This is a genomic window from Leisingera sp. S232 (assembly GCF_049800895.1).
Lineage (GTDB): Bacteria > Pseudomonadota > Alphaproteobacteria > Rhodobacterales > Rhodobacteraceae > Leisingera.
In genome coordinates this window covers 1-15867 of the sequence record NZ_JBNAFX010000024.1, presented here as the reverse complement: position 1 = coordinate 15867, position 15867 = coordinate 1, and the positions used below count along the sequence as shown (strand labels likewise).

At 64.2% G+C, this 15867-nt stretch carries 13 protein-coding genes and 1 pseudogene; 5 read left to right on the top strand and 9 right to left on the bottom strand.

All coding sequences use genetic code 11. From position 1 onward, the window contains the following. Positions 1-16 precede the first annotated feature (16 nt). Together accD and ACP151_RS14375 are read right to left on the bottom strand one after the other, a co-directional pair. The gene (gene accD, locus ACP151_RS14380; RefSeq protein WP_424979592.1) at positions 17-964 is read right to left on the bottom strand and encodes an acetyl-CoA carboxylase, carboxyltransferase subunit beta; all 948 of its coding nucleotides are present in this window, start codon (positions 962-964) and stop codon (positions 17-19) included. A 63-nt stretch (positions 965-1027) separates the two neighbouring features. After that, positions 1028-1918, bottom strand: a complete 891-nt coding sequence (locus tag ACP151_RS14375) for a lysostaphin resistance A-like protein (RefSeq protein ID WP_424979591.1) — start codon at positions 1916-1918, stop codon at positions 1028-1030. A 162-nt stretch (positions 1919-2080) separates the two neighbouring features. On the opposite strand from ACP151_RS14375, the gene ACP151_RS14370 reads away from it, so the two are divergent. The 3 genes from ACP151_RS14370 (at position 2081) to ACP151_RS14360 (ending at position 4150) form a co-directional block, all read left to right on the top strand. Next, positions 2081-2908 (top strand): hypothetical protein, encoded by an 828-nt coding sequence (locus ACP151_RS14370; RefSeq protein ID WP_424979590.1) that lies wholly within the window; start codon positions 2081-2083, stop codon positions 2906-2908. 92 nt (positions 2909-3000) lie between these two features. Further along, positions 3001-3762: a DUF6478 family protein gene (locus ACP151_RS14365; RefSeq protein WP_424979589.1), complete on the top strand. Its 762-nt coding sequence runs from the start codon at positions 3001-3003 to the stop codon at positions 3760-3762. Between the two features lie 10 nt (positions 3763-3772). Next, the gene (locus tag ACP151_RS14360) at positions 3773-4150 is read left to right on the top strand and encodes a hypothetical protein (RefSeq protein ID WP_424979588.1); all 378 of its coding nucleotides are present in this window, start codon (positions 3773-3775) and stop codon (positions 4148-4150) included. A gap of 3 nt (positions 4151-4153) precedes the next feature. On the opposite strand, the gene ACP151_RS14355 is transcribed toward ACP151_RS14360, so the two are convergent. From ACP151_RS14355 to ACP151_RS14325, 7 genes are all read right to left on the bottom strand, one after another. Next, positions 4154-4897, bottom strand: coding sequence for an isocitrate lyase/PEP mutase family protein (locus ACP151_RS14355; RefSeq protein ID WP_424979587.1), 744 nt, complete (start codon positions 4895-4897; stop codon positions 4154-4156). Then, the gene (locus ACP151_RS14350) at positions 4894-5958 is read right to left on the bottom strand and encodes a bifunctional transcriptional activator/DNA repair enzyme AdaA (protein WP_424979586.1); all 1065 of its coding nucleotides are present in this window, start codon (positions 5956-5958) and stop codon (positions 4894-4896) included. The genes ACP151_RS14355 and ACP151_RS14350 overlap by 4 nt, the downstream gene beginning before the upstream one ends. An 82-nt stretch (positions 5959-6040) precedes the next feature. Then, positions 6041-6682 carry a LysE family translocator gene (locus ACP151_RS14345; protein WP_424979585.1) on the bottom strand — a complete coding sequence of 214 codons (642 nt, stop codon included), beginning with the start codon at positions 6680-6682 and terminating at the stop codon, positions 6041-6043. 440 nt (positions 6683-7122) lie between these two features. Then, complete coding sequence (locus ACP151_RS14340; RefSeq protein WP_424979584.1) at positions 7123-8454, bottom strand: S41 family peptidase; 1332 nt, start codon at positions 8452-8454, stop codon at positions 7123-7125. A gap of 7 nt (positions 8455-8461) precedes the next feature. Beyond that, on the bottom strand, positions 8462-9595 hold the full coding sequence (locus tag ACP151_RS14335) for a murein hydrolase activator EnvC family protein (protein WP_424979583.1): 1134 nt from the start codon (positions 9593-9595) through the stop codon (positions 8462-8464). Further along, positions 9592-11109, bottom strand: coding sequence for a 2,3-bisphosphoglycerate-independent phosphoglycerate mutase (gpmI, locus tag ACP151_RS14330; protein ID WP_424979582.1), 1518 nt, complete (start codon positions 11107-11109; stop codon positions 9592-9594). The genes ACP151_RS14335 and gpmI overlap by 4 nt, the downstream gene beginning before the upstream one ends. A 146-nt stretch (positions 11110-11255) precedes the next feature. After that, entirely contained in the window at positions 11256-14183 is a 2928-nt protein-coding gene (locus tag ACP151_RS14325) for an error-prone DNA polymerase (RefSeq protein WP_424979581.1), read from the bottom strand. A gap of 234 nt (positions 14184-14417) precedes the next feature. On the opposite strand from ACP151_RS14325, the gene ACP151_RS14320 reads away from it, so the two are divergent. Next, positions 14418-14882: a DUF1203 domain-containing protein gene (locus ACP151_RS14320; RefSeq protein ID WP_424979580.1), complete on the top strand. Its 465-nt coding sequence runs from the start codon at positions 14418-14420 to the stop codon at positions 14880-14882. Between the two features lie 142 nt (positions 14883-15024). Continuing rightward, positions 15025-15867 (top strand): annotated as a pseudogene (locus ACP151_RS14315) (transposase); the annotation flags it as partial.

The following is a 15867-nucleotide window of genomic DNA, read 5'->3' as shown; positions in this document are numbered from 1 at the left end:
TTCACTATTCGCCGGATTACTCGGCAGCTTCTTCGCTGGAAGCGCCATCGGTCTGCGCGTTTGCGGCCGCAGGCGTCTCTTCCTCAGGCGAGGGCAGATCCCCCACCACCTGTGGCGGCAGGCCCATCAGCATGCGGATGATGGTGATCAGTTCCGCGCGCATCTCGGTGCGCGGGGTCACCCGGTCCAGCATGCCGTGATCCAGCAGGTATTCGGCGCGCTGGAAGCCTTCGGGCAGCTTTTCGCGGATGGTCTGTTCGATCACCCGCGGGCCGGCAAAGCAGATGAGCGCATTGGGTTCGGAAATATGCACGTCCCCCAGCATCGCATAAGATGCCGTCACCCCGCCGGTGGTCGGATGGGTCAGCACCACGATATAGGGCAGACCTGCCTCTTTCAGCATCTGCACAGCCACGGTGGTGCGTGGCATCTGCATCAGCGACAGGATGCCTTCCTGCATGCGGGCACCGCCGGCAGCGGAGAACAGCACCAGCGGGCGGCCCAGCTTCACGGCCTCTTCGGCGGCGGCAATGATGGCATTGCCCACATACATGCCCATGGACCCGCCCATATAAGAGAAGTCCTGCGCCGCAGCGATGATCGGGGTACGGCCGATTTCACCGGCAGCCACCAGCATCGCGTCTTTCTCGCCGGTTTTCTTCTGCGCAGCTTTGACCCGATCCGGGTATTTCTTCTGATCCTTGAATTTCAAAGGATCGGCCAGCGGTTCCGGCACCGCGACCTCCGTGAACACTCCGCCGTCAAACAGCGCAATAAAGCGATCGCGCGGAGTGATATGCATGTGATGGCCGCAGCTGGTGCAGACGTTCTGATTGTCGCTCAGCTCGCGATGAAACAGCATGGTGCCGCATTCATCGCATTTCTGCCAAAGGTTCTCGGGCACTTCGCGGCGGGAAAAGATCGAGTTGATCTTGGGCCGGACGTAGTTGGTGATCCAGTTCATATTGCTTGCCTCTCCGGGGGCGCGGTTTGTCCCCCAGATAAGGCGCATTTGCCGCAATTGCAATCAGCGGCGTATGGCAAGCCGCGCACAAAGCCAGCTGACCAGCATCAGCGCAAAGTCGACAGCCATCCACGGCCGCAACGCCTGGACGTCCGCCAGTCCGAAGGGGATCAGATACAGCGCCAGCCCATTCAGGCTGGTTGGTGAGGCAAACAGCAAAAGCGCCGTGACATTGTTAAAGAAATGCACCGCCATCGCCGGGCCAAGCGTGCCAGCGCGTGCGGTCAGGTCTGCCATCAGCACCCCGAACAGCCCGGCCCAGGCAGTAATCACCAGCGCATTGTCCCCGGCCTCTGCCGGCAGGTAGTGGCCCAGCGCAAACAGGGCTGAGGGCACCAGCAGCCAGACTGCAGGATGGCGGAACCGCGCGGCCAGCGCCTGCTGGATGTAGCCGCGAAACAGGATTTCCTCCGATCCGGTCTGCACCAGCACCGCGGCCACAGACAGCGGCAACAGGCCAAGCCAGGTCCAGAACGGCAGGTTCCGGGTCATCGGCGGCCCCATATCATAGGGCGGCAGCACCATCAGCAGCAGGCTGAGGCCCAGCAAGTACAGGCTGACCCGCCCGAACTGGTGCAGCAGCGGATGCAAATGGCCGGTCACGGTGGCAAAGCCGCGCTGGTGAAACAGCCGTGCGGCCATTGCCACCCCCAGCGACAGAAAAACAAAACTGCCCAGCAGCACCAGCATCGCGCCGGGGGTGCTGCCATCCGCCAGCCCCTGCAGCCAGCTGCCAGGGAACAGCCCCGCCACGGCCACCTGCAGCGCCGCCGTCATCGCCAGGCTGACCGACGCCACCAGCACCAGCCCCAACACGAGGCGCCACAGCGCAGGCTGAAGCCGGGCAAAACGCACCAGCGCCTCATGTGCCCTGTAACTTTGCTTACCGTACATAGGTCCTCCGGGGCTGCTCCGGGATCAGGCCGCGATCCGGCCCACGTTATGCATTGCTGCAACGCCAAGGCAAGGCAGACGCAGCCTTGCACGCTTCTGTCTTGCTGCTTTGCTGTCCGCTCCGTATGGGTTTTCAAAAAACAGTGACCAGCAGGAACACCAGTGACCACCAATAGCAACGCGAAACCCGCCTCTTTTCCGCCCTCCGGCGGAAATGCGCCCAAGATGCGCGGCGCAGCGGCGGCGATTGCGCTCGCCGCCTTCGCGCTTACTGGCTGCAGCCTGGCACCGCAAAGCATGCCCTTTGCCGCCCGCTCTGCCAATGAGGCGCCCCGGGCCGGCGTTCAGGTGATGTCTTTTGGCGATGGCGGCGTGCTGCTGGCCGCCCCTGCGGCGTATTGCTTCGACCGAAGCAGCAGCCAGCCGGAAAAGGACGGTGGGTTTGCTCTGCTGGCCCATTGCAGCCGCATCGGCCGCCAAAATTGGTTCGGCGCCAGCAAATCTGCGGTGCTCACCGCCTCGATCGGCCCTGCCAAACCCGGCGCCGCCGCGCCGCAGGCCGCCGACATCACCGCGATGTTCCCTGATGCCAAAGTGCTGGAAACCAGCACGGATCAGCTGCTGCCGCTGGTCAAACTGGAGTTCTCCGGTGCGGTCGCGGAAGGCGCCAGCCCGGTGCATTGGCGCGGCGCCTTCGTGCTCGACCGCCATCTGATTGCTCTGGCACTATACGCGCCTGAAGGCAGCCGCACCCTCGACAGCCACGGCGCCGCCTTGCTGAATGAGATGACCCACCGCACGCTGGAAGCCTCCACGCTGCCGCCACAGGACACCGCAAACCGTGCCCCAGCACCTGCGCCTGCTGTCTCCGCCGCCGCAGCGACCCTGCGCCCGCAGCTGCGACCAGCGCAGGAACAGACCACAGACGCTGCGCCGGCAGTGCAGAAAAAACGCGTGCCAAGACGGTGGATTGCCGGTTTATTTCAATAGCCCTGCCCGGTTACACTGCTGCCAGCCCCGGCAGCATGTGTCGCCGGAACTGACAGGCAAGCAGGATCAAACGACAGGCAAGAGAGAGCACAATGGGCAGGATATTGGACCGGTTGCTTCATCTGCGCAGCCTGCGCCGCTGGCGCGCTGCGGCGGAAGAATCCTCGCGCGCGCCATTGTCTGAGCTGCGCCGCCAGCGCAACCAGGCACGCCAGTTGCGCACTCATCTGGACCGGCTTATTCACACTGCCGACGGCCGTATGGCCTTGCCGCAGATCGGTTCCTCCTATTTCCCGCGCCCACATGGCACCGACTGGTCCTGGCGGCCCGAAATGTGGCGCGGCCCGCTGCCTGAACGCGGCCTGGCCTCTGTGCCGCCCAAAGCCCGGCTGGGCAACGAAGTACAGCTGTTTCACGATTGCACTTTCTCCGAACTGACCCTGCGCCAGCTGCGTAATATCCGCGAGGAGGATCTCGCCCCCTTTGGCCTGCGCATGGATGTGTTCAAATTCGACGGTTCCTTCCTGTCGCTGGTCATCGACCTGCCGCCCGAGGCCGCCAAGGGCCTCACCCGCCAGCATCTTCTGCGCATCGACAGCATCATCGAATCCGAAAAGCCGATTGAGATTTTTGCCCGCCTCAATATCCAGCACGGACCCAACACCGAACAGCTGGTACGAGAGCTGCCGCAGGACGAGAAAAACATCGTGGTGGAATTCGATCTGGCCTATTCCAAGCTGAACGAGAAGCGGATCGAGAAGATCTGGCTGGACCTGATTTTCGAGGCCCCGGACTTGAATCAAGTCGTCCTGCGCGATCTGACTTTCTCGCGCCACCGCCGCGCAGCGATCTGAGGAGCCCCCTATGAGCGACCTGACACTGACCAAAATCCGCTTTCGCAACGGGATCTGGGAGGGCAGGATTTCCGGCGCCTCCGGCAGCGGCGCGCGGCCTGGCATCACCGTCATGTTTCAGGATCAGCCGGTCAGCGGCGTCACCCTGACCGAAGGCCAGGGCGAGGGCGACTGGCTGGTCGCCGTCCCGGTCCCGGCTGAGGCGCTGGCCGACGGGGTGCAGACCTTTGTGATCTTTGATGATGCAGCCGGCACCCGGCTGGGCGATTTCACCCTGATTGCCGGCGAAGCCGTGGCCGACGACCTGCGGGCAGAGGTGGAGCTGCTGCGCGCCGAGCTGGACATGCTCAAACGCGCATTTCGCCGCCACTGCCTGGAGACGACCTGAAGTTTATTCCAAAGACTGGAAGTGCTCGGCCAGAACCTGCATCAGTTTTGCATGCGGGATTGGCCCATAGCTGCAGCGCGCCACCCCGGCCTGGCGTGCGGTCTCCAGCGTGATGCCGCGCATCATCGTGTTGACCGGCACCGGGCTGCCCGCGCAGACTTGGGCGATCAGATCAGGATCGCTGAGGCCCGGCACAAAGAACCCGTTGCCGCCGGCCTCTGCATAGGCCGCCGCGCGCTCCAGCGCTTCCGGCAGCAGGGCCGCGTGTTTCGTGCCATCCCTTTCTTTCAGGAACAGATCCGTGCGCGCGTTCACAAAGAGCTCCGCATCCGCCGCCCGCACCGCGGCCACCCGGCGGGCCTGTTCGTCGATGCTGTAGAACGCATTGCTGCCAACCACCTGATCCTCGAAATTTAGTCCCACAGCTCCGGTCGCTGCCAGCCGTTTCACATTGGCCGTCAGCTGCTCCGGTTCGCGGCCATAGCCGCCCTCGAAATCGATTGTCACCGGCAGGTCGGTGGCCGCTACGATGCGTTCGGCATTGCCCAGCACAAACTCCAGCGGCACCTGTTCGCCATCCGCGAACCCTTGTGCCGCCGCCACCGGGAAACTGCCGGTCGCCAACGCCGATGCCCCGGCCCCGGCAATCGCCTTGGCGCTGCCTGCGTCCCAGATGTTGTATAAAACCAACGGGTTGCCCGGCTGATGCAGCGCCGCAAACGCCGCTGCGCGGTCGGAATATGTCATGCGGAAATCCTCTGTTTGTAACCTGTTTCTATCTCAATCAGCCGCTGCTTGCGCCACAGCCCGCCGCCATAACCGGTCAGCGCGCCATCTGCTGCAATCACCCTATGGCAGGGCACCACCAGCGCCAGCTGATTGCTGCCATTGGCCCGCGCCACCGCCCGCGTGGCCGAAGGGCGCCCCAACTCGCGCGCGATTTGCGAATAACTGCGGGTCTCGCCTGGCGGTATCGTCAGCAGATGGTGCCAGACTTCGCGTTCAAAGGCGGTGCCGTGCAGCGCCAGAGGGGTCTGAAAATCGGCCCCCTCGCCTGCAAAAAACCGGCGCAGCTCCTCTGCGATCTGCACGGTCGGCGCCGGGCGGCCAAAGCCCAATCCGCCGGGCTGCGCCTTTTGCAGCCTGGCCACTTCCCGCGGCAGCGCCTTGCGGTCGGCAAACTCCAGCAGATGCAGCTGATGTGCACAGCTGATCGCAATCATCGCCCCCAGCGGCGTGTCGATCCAATCTGCCAACAGCAGCGCATCCTTGCGAAATGCCCCCGGCGCAATCCCCACCAGTTTGGCAAAAGCGGCGCGAAAGGCGCTGGCGCTTTCAAACCCGGCATCAATCTGCGCGGCAATCACCGGCGCGCCGGCCTTTAGCGCGGTGAAGCCTTCGCGCAGGCGGCGCTGCCGCGCCATTTCCAGGAAAGTCATGCCGAAATGGCGTTTGAAAGCGCGACGCACAGTCGACGCATCCAGCCCCAGCCGCACCAGATCCCCCTCGCCCCAACGGTAGGCGGGGCGTTCCTCCAGCCGCGCCAGCAAGTCCTGCACCATCGGATCGTCCCCGGCTGCCGCGGCCAACGGCTTGCAGCGTTTGCAGGCCCGGAAACCCGCCTCGATGCAGTCGCCGGGCGTGGCATAGAACCGGCAGTTCTCGAACTTCGGGTTTCGTGCCGGACAGGACAGCCGGCAGAAAATGCCGGTGGAGGTCACCCCCACATAGGCGCGGCCCTCATAGGCATCATCACGGGTGATCAGCGCATGGTACAGCGTCTGGGAATCAGGCAGGTCAAACATCATGCGGCAAGCTTAGACCAGCATTAGCCGCCAATGCGCCGAAGATCGGGCGTTGATGTTCAAAACCCGTTGATCTGCCCCAGCGTCACGCCCGGCGGGCAAAGGCGGTTGCAGCCTGACCCAGGATGAAAACACCAGTGCTGCCGATGATCGCCGCCGCAATGCGGTTCAGCTTTTGCAGCGCATCGGCCCGCGCCATCATTTGCCGCGCCCCCGAGGCCAGCAGCGCATAGGGGCTCAGCGTGGCGAACAGAACCAGCACTGTCAAAACGCTCAGCATCGCCCATTGCCAAACACCAACAGCTTCCAGATCGATGACCGTCGGCAACAGCGCCAGATAGAAGATGATCGTCTTGGGGTTGCCCAGGGTCAGCGCAAATCCGGACAGAAATGTCTTGGCCGATCTGCGGTCTGCAGCCTTGGCAACCGCTGTCAAGCCCGCCTCGCTGCGCCAGAACTTATAGGCCAGATAGACCAGATAGGCCCCGCCCAGCACCTTGATGGCCAGCAGCGCCCCGGAAAACAGCTGCACAATGGCGGCCAACCCGGCTATGGCAACGGTCAGATAAAACACATCCCCCAGCGCAATCCCCGCCAGAAACACCAGCGACACCTTCAGGCCGCTGCCCAGAGACTGCCCGACAAGCCCAGCCACACCCGGCCCCGGAATCACTGCAGCAATCGACAAGGCGATGGAGTAAGCAATGAGCGGTGCAAGCAGGTCCATGGCGGCTATCCTGAATTCTGAATCGCGGCGACTCTAGCAGCCTGCCCTCCCCAAGCAAGTGGAATGCCGCGGCGCATCCAAGGTGTTGCGCCCCCAGCGTACGCCCCCTTCACGCAATTCTCATGCCCCCATGCCAGACTGCCCCCTGATCGATCCCCCGCCATGGCTCCGCGCATGGGCCATGATACGAGGCGCAGGCATCTATGGGCTGCCTGCGCGACACCCCGGAACCGGCCCTGATAAAAAGGGGGTCGTCCAGGATATCCTGTCCGAGCAGGCCCCCCGTGGGGTCTGTCCACCTCCACCCCGGCGGCGCCGCCCCCTTAATTGGGACACAGCGCATCAACAGCACCCACAGCCCGCCAGCCCCGGCGGCACAGCAGCAACGAAAAAGGCCGCCCAACCGGACGGCCCCTTTGTGCTGCGTGTGTGCCCCGGCCTTACTTCGGCCCCAGCGCCACCATGCCTTTCAAGATGTCGATGGCATAGGCCAGCTGATAATCCTGCTCGCGCAGCTCGGCTGCTTTCTCCGCCTTTTCGCGCTCTTCCTCGATCTGACGGATTTCATCCTCGCTCAGAGAGTCGTTATTCAGACTGCCGCGCAGGTCCGCCTCAGAGCGGGAACGGCGGGTTGAGCCTTCCTCCTCCTCAGCGGCCGCAGTACGGCGGGGCTGCTCCACCACAATGTCGGGGCTGACGCCCAGCGCCTGGATCGATCGGCCCGACGGCGTGTAATAACGCGCGGTGGTCAGGCGCATGGCGCCGTCCCCCTTCAGCGGCATCACGGTCTGCACCGACCCTTTACCAAAGGATTTGGTGCCCACCACGATGGCACGGCGGTGATCCTGCAGCGCGCCCGCGACGATTTCCGAGGCCGAGGCCGAACCGCCGTTGATCAGCACCACAATCGGCTTGCCTTCTGCCAGATCGCCCGAGGTTGCGTTGAAGCGCTCGCCGTCTTCCGGGTCGCGGCCACGTGTTGATACGATCTCACCTGATTCCAAGAAGCTGTCGGCCACCCGGATCGCCTGGGTCAGCAACCCGCCCGGGTTGTTGCGCAGATCCAGAACGATGCCGTTTACATTGTCGATACCGCCGGCTTCCTCGATCTGCTTTTTCAGCCCCGATTCCAGGTTCGGCGTGGTCTGATCGTTGAAGGTGGTGATCCGCATCACCACCGTGTCGCCCTCGGTGCGGCTGCGCACAGCTGTCAGCTTGATGGTGTCGCGGATGATCGAAACATCAAACGGCTCCGACTCGCCTTCGCGCACCACGGTGATCACGATCTCCGAACCAACCGGCCCGCGCATCAGGTCCACTGCCTCGTCCAGTGACAGACCCAGAACGCTTTCGCCATCCACATGGGTGATGAAATCGCCAGCTTCCACCCCGGCCTCATCGGCAGGGGTGCCATCGATGGGAGAGACGACTTTGACAAAGCCCTCTTCCTGAGTGACCTCGATCCCCAGGCCGCCGAATTCGCCACGGGTCTGCACCCGCATGCTGGCGGCATCATCCGGTGACAGATAGCTGGAGTGCGGGTCGAGCGAAGCCAGCATGCCGCTGATCGCAGCCTCGATCAGCTCCTTCTCATCGACGTCTTCGACATATTGCGCGCGGATGCGCTCGAAGATATCGCCGAACAGGTCCAGCTGCTCATAGACATTTGCCTCGCGCGCACCTTCCTGCGCCAGCAAGGGGCCCGCCACATAGGTTGTCGCCATGATCCCTGCCAGCGTGCCGCCCAGAGCGGCCATCGCAAATTTTTTCATCAAGCCTTCATCCACCTTTTCCAGTGCGGAACCATGTTTCCGGGTCCACCGGGCTGTTGTCCATTCTCACTTCTATATAGAGCGTTTCTGTCCGGTCAGTTCCACCCCCTTCACCGCTTGTTGACAGAATTGCGTCCGGTTTCGGGTTTTCTCCGCTCATCAGGCCGACAGGCGTGCCCTCAGGGATCACTTGACCCGCCTCGCCGAATACCTCCGCCAGGCCCGACAGCACAAACAGCGTATCGGGCTGCGGTTCCAGAATCACCACATTGCCCAGATCCAGGAGCGGCCCGCGATAGCGGATGGTCGCCGCAGTGGGCGATGTGACCAATGCCCGGGGGCGGGCTGCGATCAGCCATCCCGGCCGGGCAATGCCCGCGGCATCCCGCTCGCCATAGCTGCGCAGCAGCAGCCCCTCGACCGGCAAGGACAGACTGCCGCGCAGGGCGCTGATGTCGGCCTCGCTGGCAGAAATCTCACCACCCGCAATTTCTGACAATCCATCCGCAAACCCCGACAAGGTTTCGGTCGATGAGATCAGGATCGCGGTGCGCACCGGGTCTTCGGTAAAGCGTTTCGGCAAGGTGGTGCGGTCGGAAATCGCAGTGGACAGCTGCACCCGCGCGCCCTGGACGCCGGCCAGCCCCTGCTCCAGCGTCTTTGCTGCATTCTGCTGCAAAAGCCGCAGACCCTGCACTTCGTCCAGATCCGCCTTCAGGGACTGTGCCTTGGCCTGCAGCGCCGGTGTCACCTCTGCCAGCATCATTGCTGAGCGTGCCGCCCCCAACGGCCCGGAGGGATGCACCATCAGCACTGGCGGCGGCGAGGTTTCAATGGTCTGAATGATGCCCAACAGGCCCGAGACCTCTTCCTGCCGGGCTGCCAGCCGGGCGCTCAGCTGACCCTCGCGCCGCGCCACCCGGCGCAACCCGTCGCGCATGGCGGCAAGGCCCGCCTCATAGGCCTGCACGGCAGAAGTCAGCGCCTTCACCCGGTCGCGGGAACTGCCGGCCTCCTGCAATTGAACCGACGCCGCCTCAAGCTGCGCCGCGGCCTCCCGTGCGGCAGCACCCGGATCCGCAGCCGCCTGCAGCGGCGCGGCGACCAGAGCCAGCGAGACAAGGCCAGCGCGCAGGATCATGACAGCAGACTCTCCCCGGTCATCTCGGCCGGTTTTTCCAGCCCCATCAGGGCCAGCAGGGTCGGCGCCAGATCGGCCAGCCGCCCGTCGCGCAGACCTGCGCCTTGCGGCCCGCCCACCAGCGCCACCGGCACCAGGTTGAGCGTATGGGCTGTGTGAATACCACCGGTTTCCGGATCAATCATCACTTCGCAATTGCCGTGATCGGCAGTGACAATCATTGCCCCGCCAGTTTTCTCCAGAGCTTGAACCACCTGGCCCAGCCCCCGATCCACCGCCTCACAAGCCAGCATCGCGGCCTTCAGGTCGCCGGTATGGCCGACCATGTCGGGGTTGGCGTAATTGGTCACGATCAAATCATACCCGGCCTCGATCGCCTCAACGAATTTCTCCGTCACCTCCGGCGCCGACATCTCCGGCTGCAGATCATAAGTCGCCACATTCGGCGACTTCGGCATATAGCGGTCCTCGCCCACCTCCGGCTCTTCCTTGCCACCGTTGAGAAAGAAGGTCACATGCGGGTATTTCTCGGTCTCCGCCAGGCGGAACTGGGTCTTGCCCTGTTTGGCCACCCAGGCGCCCAGCGTGTTGACGATGGCCGCCTTGGGATAGCAGGTGGTCATGTAGGCATTGTGGCCGTCGGAATATTCCACCATACCCAAGAGCCCTGCCAGCTGGGGGCGCACGCCGGTGTCAAATTCAGCAAAGCCCGGCTCGCCGATGGCGCGCAGGATTTCCCGCGCCCGATCCGCGCGGAAGTTCAGGCAGAAAAACCCGTCGCCGTCCTTTACCCCGTGGAACCCTTCCAGCACGGTGGCAGCGATGAATTCATCTGTCTCCGACTGGTTATAGGCATGGTCCACCGCGCCATGGGCGTTTAGCCCGGCGCGCCCTTTGGCATGGATCATCGCGTCATAGGCTTCACTCACGCGGCCCCAGCGGTTGTCGCGGTCCATCGCGAAATAGCGCCCGGTGACAGTTGCGATGCGCACGCCTTCGGGCAGTTTCTCCTCCAGCCGACGGAAGTGGCGAAAGGCCGATTTCGGCGCCACGTCGCGCCCGTCGGTGATGGCATGCAGCCAGACCGGCACCCCGGCCTCATGAATGGCTTTCACCGCCGCCAGAATATGATTGATATGCCCGTGCACGCCGCCGTCAGAGACCAGCCCCATCAGATGCGCCGCGCCGCCGCTGTCCTTCAGCTGCGCAATGAAGGCTTGCAGCGCCTCGTTTTCAAAAAACGATCCATCCTCGATCGCCAGGTCGATCTGGCCCAGATCCATCGCCACCACCCGGCCCGCGCCTATATTGGTGTGGCCAACCTCGGAATTGCCCATCTGCCCGGTCGGCAGCCCCACATCCGGGCCGTGGGTAATCAGTTGTGCCTTCGGTCCCTTGGCCATGATCGCATCAAAGGCGGGAGTGTCCGCCAGATAGGGCGCGTTGGCCTTGCCCGGTTCGCCACTGCCCCAACCATCAAGGATGCACAGGACAACGGGTTTGGGTGCGGTCATGATCGGACTCCGGGGCAAGGCAATGTTCGTAAGCCTTCTAACGCTTCCCCGCGCCGGGGTGAACCGGCATTCCTGCCACAGTTGGCGTTATCAGAGACCAGGCCAGCCGCACTGCCCGCCTCGCCGCTTCATCTTTCCCCAAATACTCAAATCCCCGGCCCGCCCCCAGACCTGCCACCCCTGTTCTGCGGAGTCAGCAAATGCCGGATCAGCGCCACCGGATGGGCGCGCAGGGACAGGCGCATGGCGACGTAATCCTCCACCACCTCCTCGCCCGGGCCCATCTGCGGCAGGTCCGCCTCCGGCTCATATATCCCTTCGCCCTCCAGCTCGCGGGCAAACAGCGGCAGGGGCTTGCGGGCGGTGATCGCCTTGGCGGCCCACAATGCCTCGCGCCGGTTGAGGCCAAGGGCGGCAAAGGCATCCGCTTCTGCCAGCCGCTCGATCACCGGCGGCGGGGTGCCAGCCTTGCGCCAGACGTCCTGCACCTCCGTATAGCCATTGCCGCGCGCGGCAGTCAGCCAGGCGGCGTCTTCATCGCGCAGCCCCTTGAGCTGCCGGAACCCCAGCCGCAGCGCGAGGCCGCCCTGGCCGTCCGGCTCCATCACATTGTCCCAATAGGAACGGTTGATGCAGACCGGGCGCACATCCACGCCGTGCTCGCGGGCGTCGCGGACGATCTGCGCAGGCGCGTAAAATCCCATCGGCTGGGCGTTCAGCAGCGCACAGGCAAAGATCCCCGGATGGTGGCATTTGATCCAAGCCGACGCATAGACCAAGAGCGCAAAAGACGCGGCATGGCTTTCCGGAAAGCCGTAGGAGCCGAAGCCTTCGATCTGGGAAAAGCAGCGTTCGGAGAACTCCGCATCATAGCCATTCCTGGCCATGCCGCGCAGAAACAGGCTGCGGAATTCACTGACGTTGCCGTGCTTTTTGAAGGTCGCCAGCGAGCGGCGCAGCCGGTCGGCCTGATCCGGCGTGAAACCGGCGCCGACGATGGCGATCTGCATCGCCTGCTCCTGAAACAGCGGCACGCCAAGGGTCTTGCCCAAGACCTCACCCAGCGCGTCGGAGGGGAAATGCACCGGCTCCTCACCATTGCGGCGGCGGATATAGGGATGCACCATGTCGCCCTGAATCGGCCCTGGCCGGACGATGGCAACCTCGATCACCAGATCATAGAAATGGCGCGGCTTCATCCGCGGCAGGAAGTTCATCTGCGCCCGGCTTTCGACCTGAAAGACGCCGATGCTGTCGGCCCGGCACAGCATGTTGTAGACTGCCGGGTCCTCCGGCGGCAGGGTGGCCAGGCTGTAGTCCAGCTGGTGGTGCTGACGCATCAGATCAAACGCCTTGCGGATGCAGGTGAGCATGCCCAAGCTCAGCACATCGACTTTGAGGATGCCCAGCGTGTCGATGTCATCCTTGTCCCAGCAGATCACCGTGCGCCCCTCCATGGTGGCGTTCTCGATCGGCACCAGCTCGTCCAGCCGTCCTTCCGTGATGATAAAGCCGCCCACATGCTGGGACAGATGGCGCGGGAAACCGATGATCTGCTCGACCAGCTGCAGTGTCAGCTGCAGGCGGCGGCTGCCCGGGTCCAGGCCAATCTCGCGCATCCGTTCGGCCTCCACGCCCTTGGCGCTGAAAAAGCCCCAGAGCTGCGAAGACATGGCCGAGATCGTATCCTCGGTCAGCCCCATGGCGCGGCCCACCTCGCGGATGGCGCGTTTGCCGCGATAGTGGATCACCGTGGCGCAGAGGCCGGCGCGGTGGCGGCCGTAGCGTTCATAGATCCACTGGATCACCTCTTCGCGCCGTTCATGTTCGAAATCCACATCGATGTCGGGCGGCTCGTCGCGGGCCTCGGAGACAAAACGCTCAAACACCATGGTGCCCAGCTCGGGGCTGACAGAGGTGACACCCAGGCAGTAGCAGACCACCGAATTCGCCGCCGAGCCCCGCCCCTGGCACAGGATCCCGCGAGAGCGGGCAAAGGCGACGATGTCGCGCACGGTCAGGAAATAGGGATCGTATTTCAGCTTGGCGATCAGCGCCAGCTCATGCTCCAGCAGGGCGCGCACCCGCTCCGGCGCGCCGCCCGGGTAGCGCCAGCTGAGCCCCTCTTCGGCCAGCCGCCGCAGGCGCTGCGGCGGCGTTTCACTGTCGCGCCCCTCATCCGGGTAGTCATAGCGCAGCTCATCCAGCGAGAAGGTCACCTGCTCTGCCAGCCGGGCGGCATGATCCACCGCCGCCTCATAGCCGTGGAACAGACGGCGCATCTCGGCCTCGGACCGCAGGCGCTGCTCGGCATTGGCCAGAGCAGCGCGGCCAAGGGTTTCCACCTTGCAGCGCAGGCGGATGGCGCTAAGGACATCGCCCAGACGGCGGCGGCTGCCGTGGTGCATTTTGGGCGCGGCGCTGGCCAGGAGCGGCAGGTTCAGATGGGCGGCCAGCTCTGCCAGCTGGGCAAACCGCGCCCGGTCGCCGCCGTCATAGGCCGGCGCCATCAGCAGGTGCATGCGGGAGCCAAAGCGGCGCGTCAGAGCGCTCATATGCGGCCCCCATCCATCCGCGCCGCCGGGCAGGTGTTGCGTTTGCGGCAGCAGGAGCAGATGAAGCCCGTCTGCAAACTCCATAAGGTCAGAGAGATGCAGCGTGCAGCTGCCCTTATCCGCCCTCAGCCGCCCGGTGGACAGAAGCCGGGTCAGGCTGCCCCAGCCCGCACGGGTCTGTGGCAGGGCAATCACCTGAGGCGCGTCGGTGAACATGAGCTTTGCTGCCGGGATCAGCCGCACGGTACCGTAGACCGGGAAGGAGGCGGGCTGCGCAACACCTGCGGGGCGCGGCGGGCCGATGGGCGCATTCTGCCGGTCCCAGGCCTGACGCTCTGCCACCCGGCGGGCGATGTCGCGGCACGCCGCATGGGCGCGCACGATGCCCGCCACCGAATTCTCATCCGCAATGGCAAAGGCACCGATCCCCAGCATCAGCGCACGCGCGGCGTATTCTTCCGGATGCGAGGCCCCGGTGAGAAAGGTGAAGTTCGAAAGACATGCAAATTCGGCAAACATGCATTGCATGATATTCCCGTTTTGTTCTCATGTGGAGTCCTGCTGCAAGCGCCACCCGCGCCGCGCGCCAGCGCGGCGCTGCGCCCAACCGCCGGAGGGCATTTTCAATGCCCGCACGGCGGGCGGGAGAGCTTTGCTACAGGCGCTGCATGCCCCTGCTGCCGGATGCGCAAGATCCGGGTCGATTGCCGCCGCGCGGTTCAGGCAGGGTGCTGGCAGCAAAGGAGCCCCCCCATGACCAAGATCACCGCCCTCCCCACAGACCTTGTCCGCACCCTGCAGGGTGGCGGCCCTGACGCCTATGGCCAGAAGCCCGAGCGCGCCGTGTCCGACGGCGGCGGCAACCCCTGCCGCCACTGCCTGCACCACATCCCCGAAGGGGCAAAGATGCTGATCCTGGCCCACCGCCCCTTCCCCGCGGCGCAGCCCTATGCCGAGACCGGGCCTATCTTCCTGTGTGCGGATCATTGCGCACGGCACGCAGGTGGGGCGATGCCAGAGATTCTGACGAGCTCCCCCGATTACCTGATCAAGGGCTACAGCGCCGATCACCGTGTCGTTTACGGCACCGGCAGTGTCATCCCGCAGACAAAGATGATGGCGCGGGCCGAGGCGGTTTTTGCCGATGAGCAGGTGGCCTACATCCATGTCCGGTCGTCGCGCAACAACTGCTATCAGGCACGGATTGATCGGGGGTGAGGGGTTAGGGGCGGGCGGCGGCTGCGGTGTCTCACTCCGTCAGCCAACGGCAGAACTGAGTCCTATTCTGTTGAAAAACTCGGGTTGTTTTGGGTGTTGAGTGCTGATTCACTTTCTGCGAGGAAAGCGGAGGTGGGTGGCAATGATGGGACCACGGCAGGAAGCGCAGGGCGCGCTGTTCTATGAGTTCTCGATCGAGGATCATGTCCCGCAGGATCACATGCTTCGGGCGATAGATCGGTTCGTCAACCTGTGGCATCCGGCGGCACCTGGCTCCTTTCTACAGTTCGACCGGCAGGCCGTCGGTTGATCCGGAACTGATGATCCGGATGCTCCTGGTCGGTGACACGATGGGCATCCGCTCGGAGCGACGGCTCTGCGAGGAGGTGCATCTCAACCTCGCCTATCGCTGGTTCTGCCGCCTCGATCTGACCGCCCCAGTGCCCGACCATTCGACCTTCTCAAAGAACCGGCACGGTCGGTTCCGCGATAGCGATCTCTTGCGGCATCTGTTCGAGACGGTGGTCGCGCGCTGCATCGAGGAAGGGTTGGCGAGTGGTCAGCGCTTTGCGGCGGATGCCAGCCTGATCCAGGCCGATGCCAACCGGCAGAACTCGTCGCCGCAAGCGGACTGGGCCCCCGAGAAGATCGCCCACGAGGACGCGCCGCGCGCTGTCAGGGAGTATCTGGCGACGCTTGACGATGCGGCCTTCGGCGCGGCCAGCCCGGTAAAGCCGAAGTTCACCTCGCATTCCGATCCGGCCTCGCAATGGACCGGCGCACGGGGTGGACCCGCCTATTTTGCCTATTCCACGAACGACCTGATTGACACCGACAATGGCGTGATCCTCGATGTCGAGGCGACCCGCTCGATCCGGCAAGCCGAGGTCGGTGCCGTGCGGACAATGGTGGATCGGGTGAGCGATACCTTCGACCTGAAACCTGAAACCTGAACGCCGATACCGCTTACGGCACGGGCGAAATG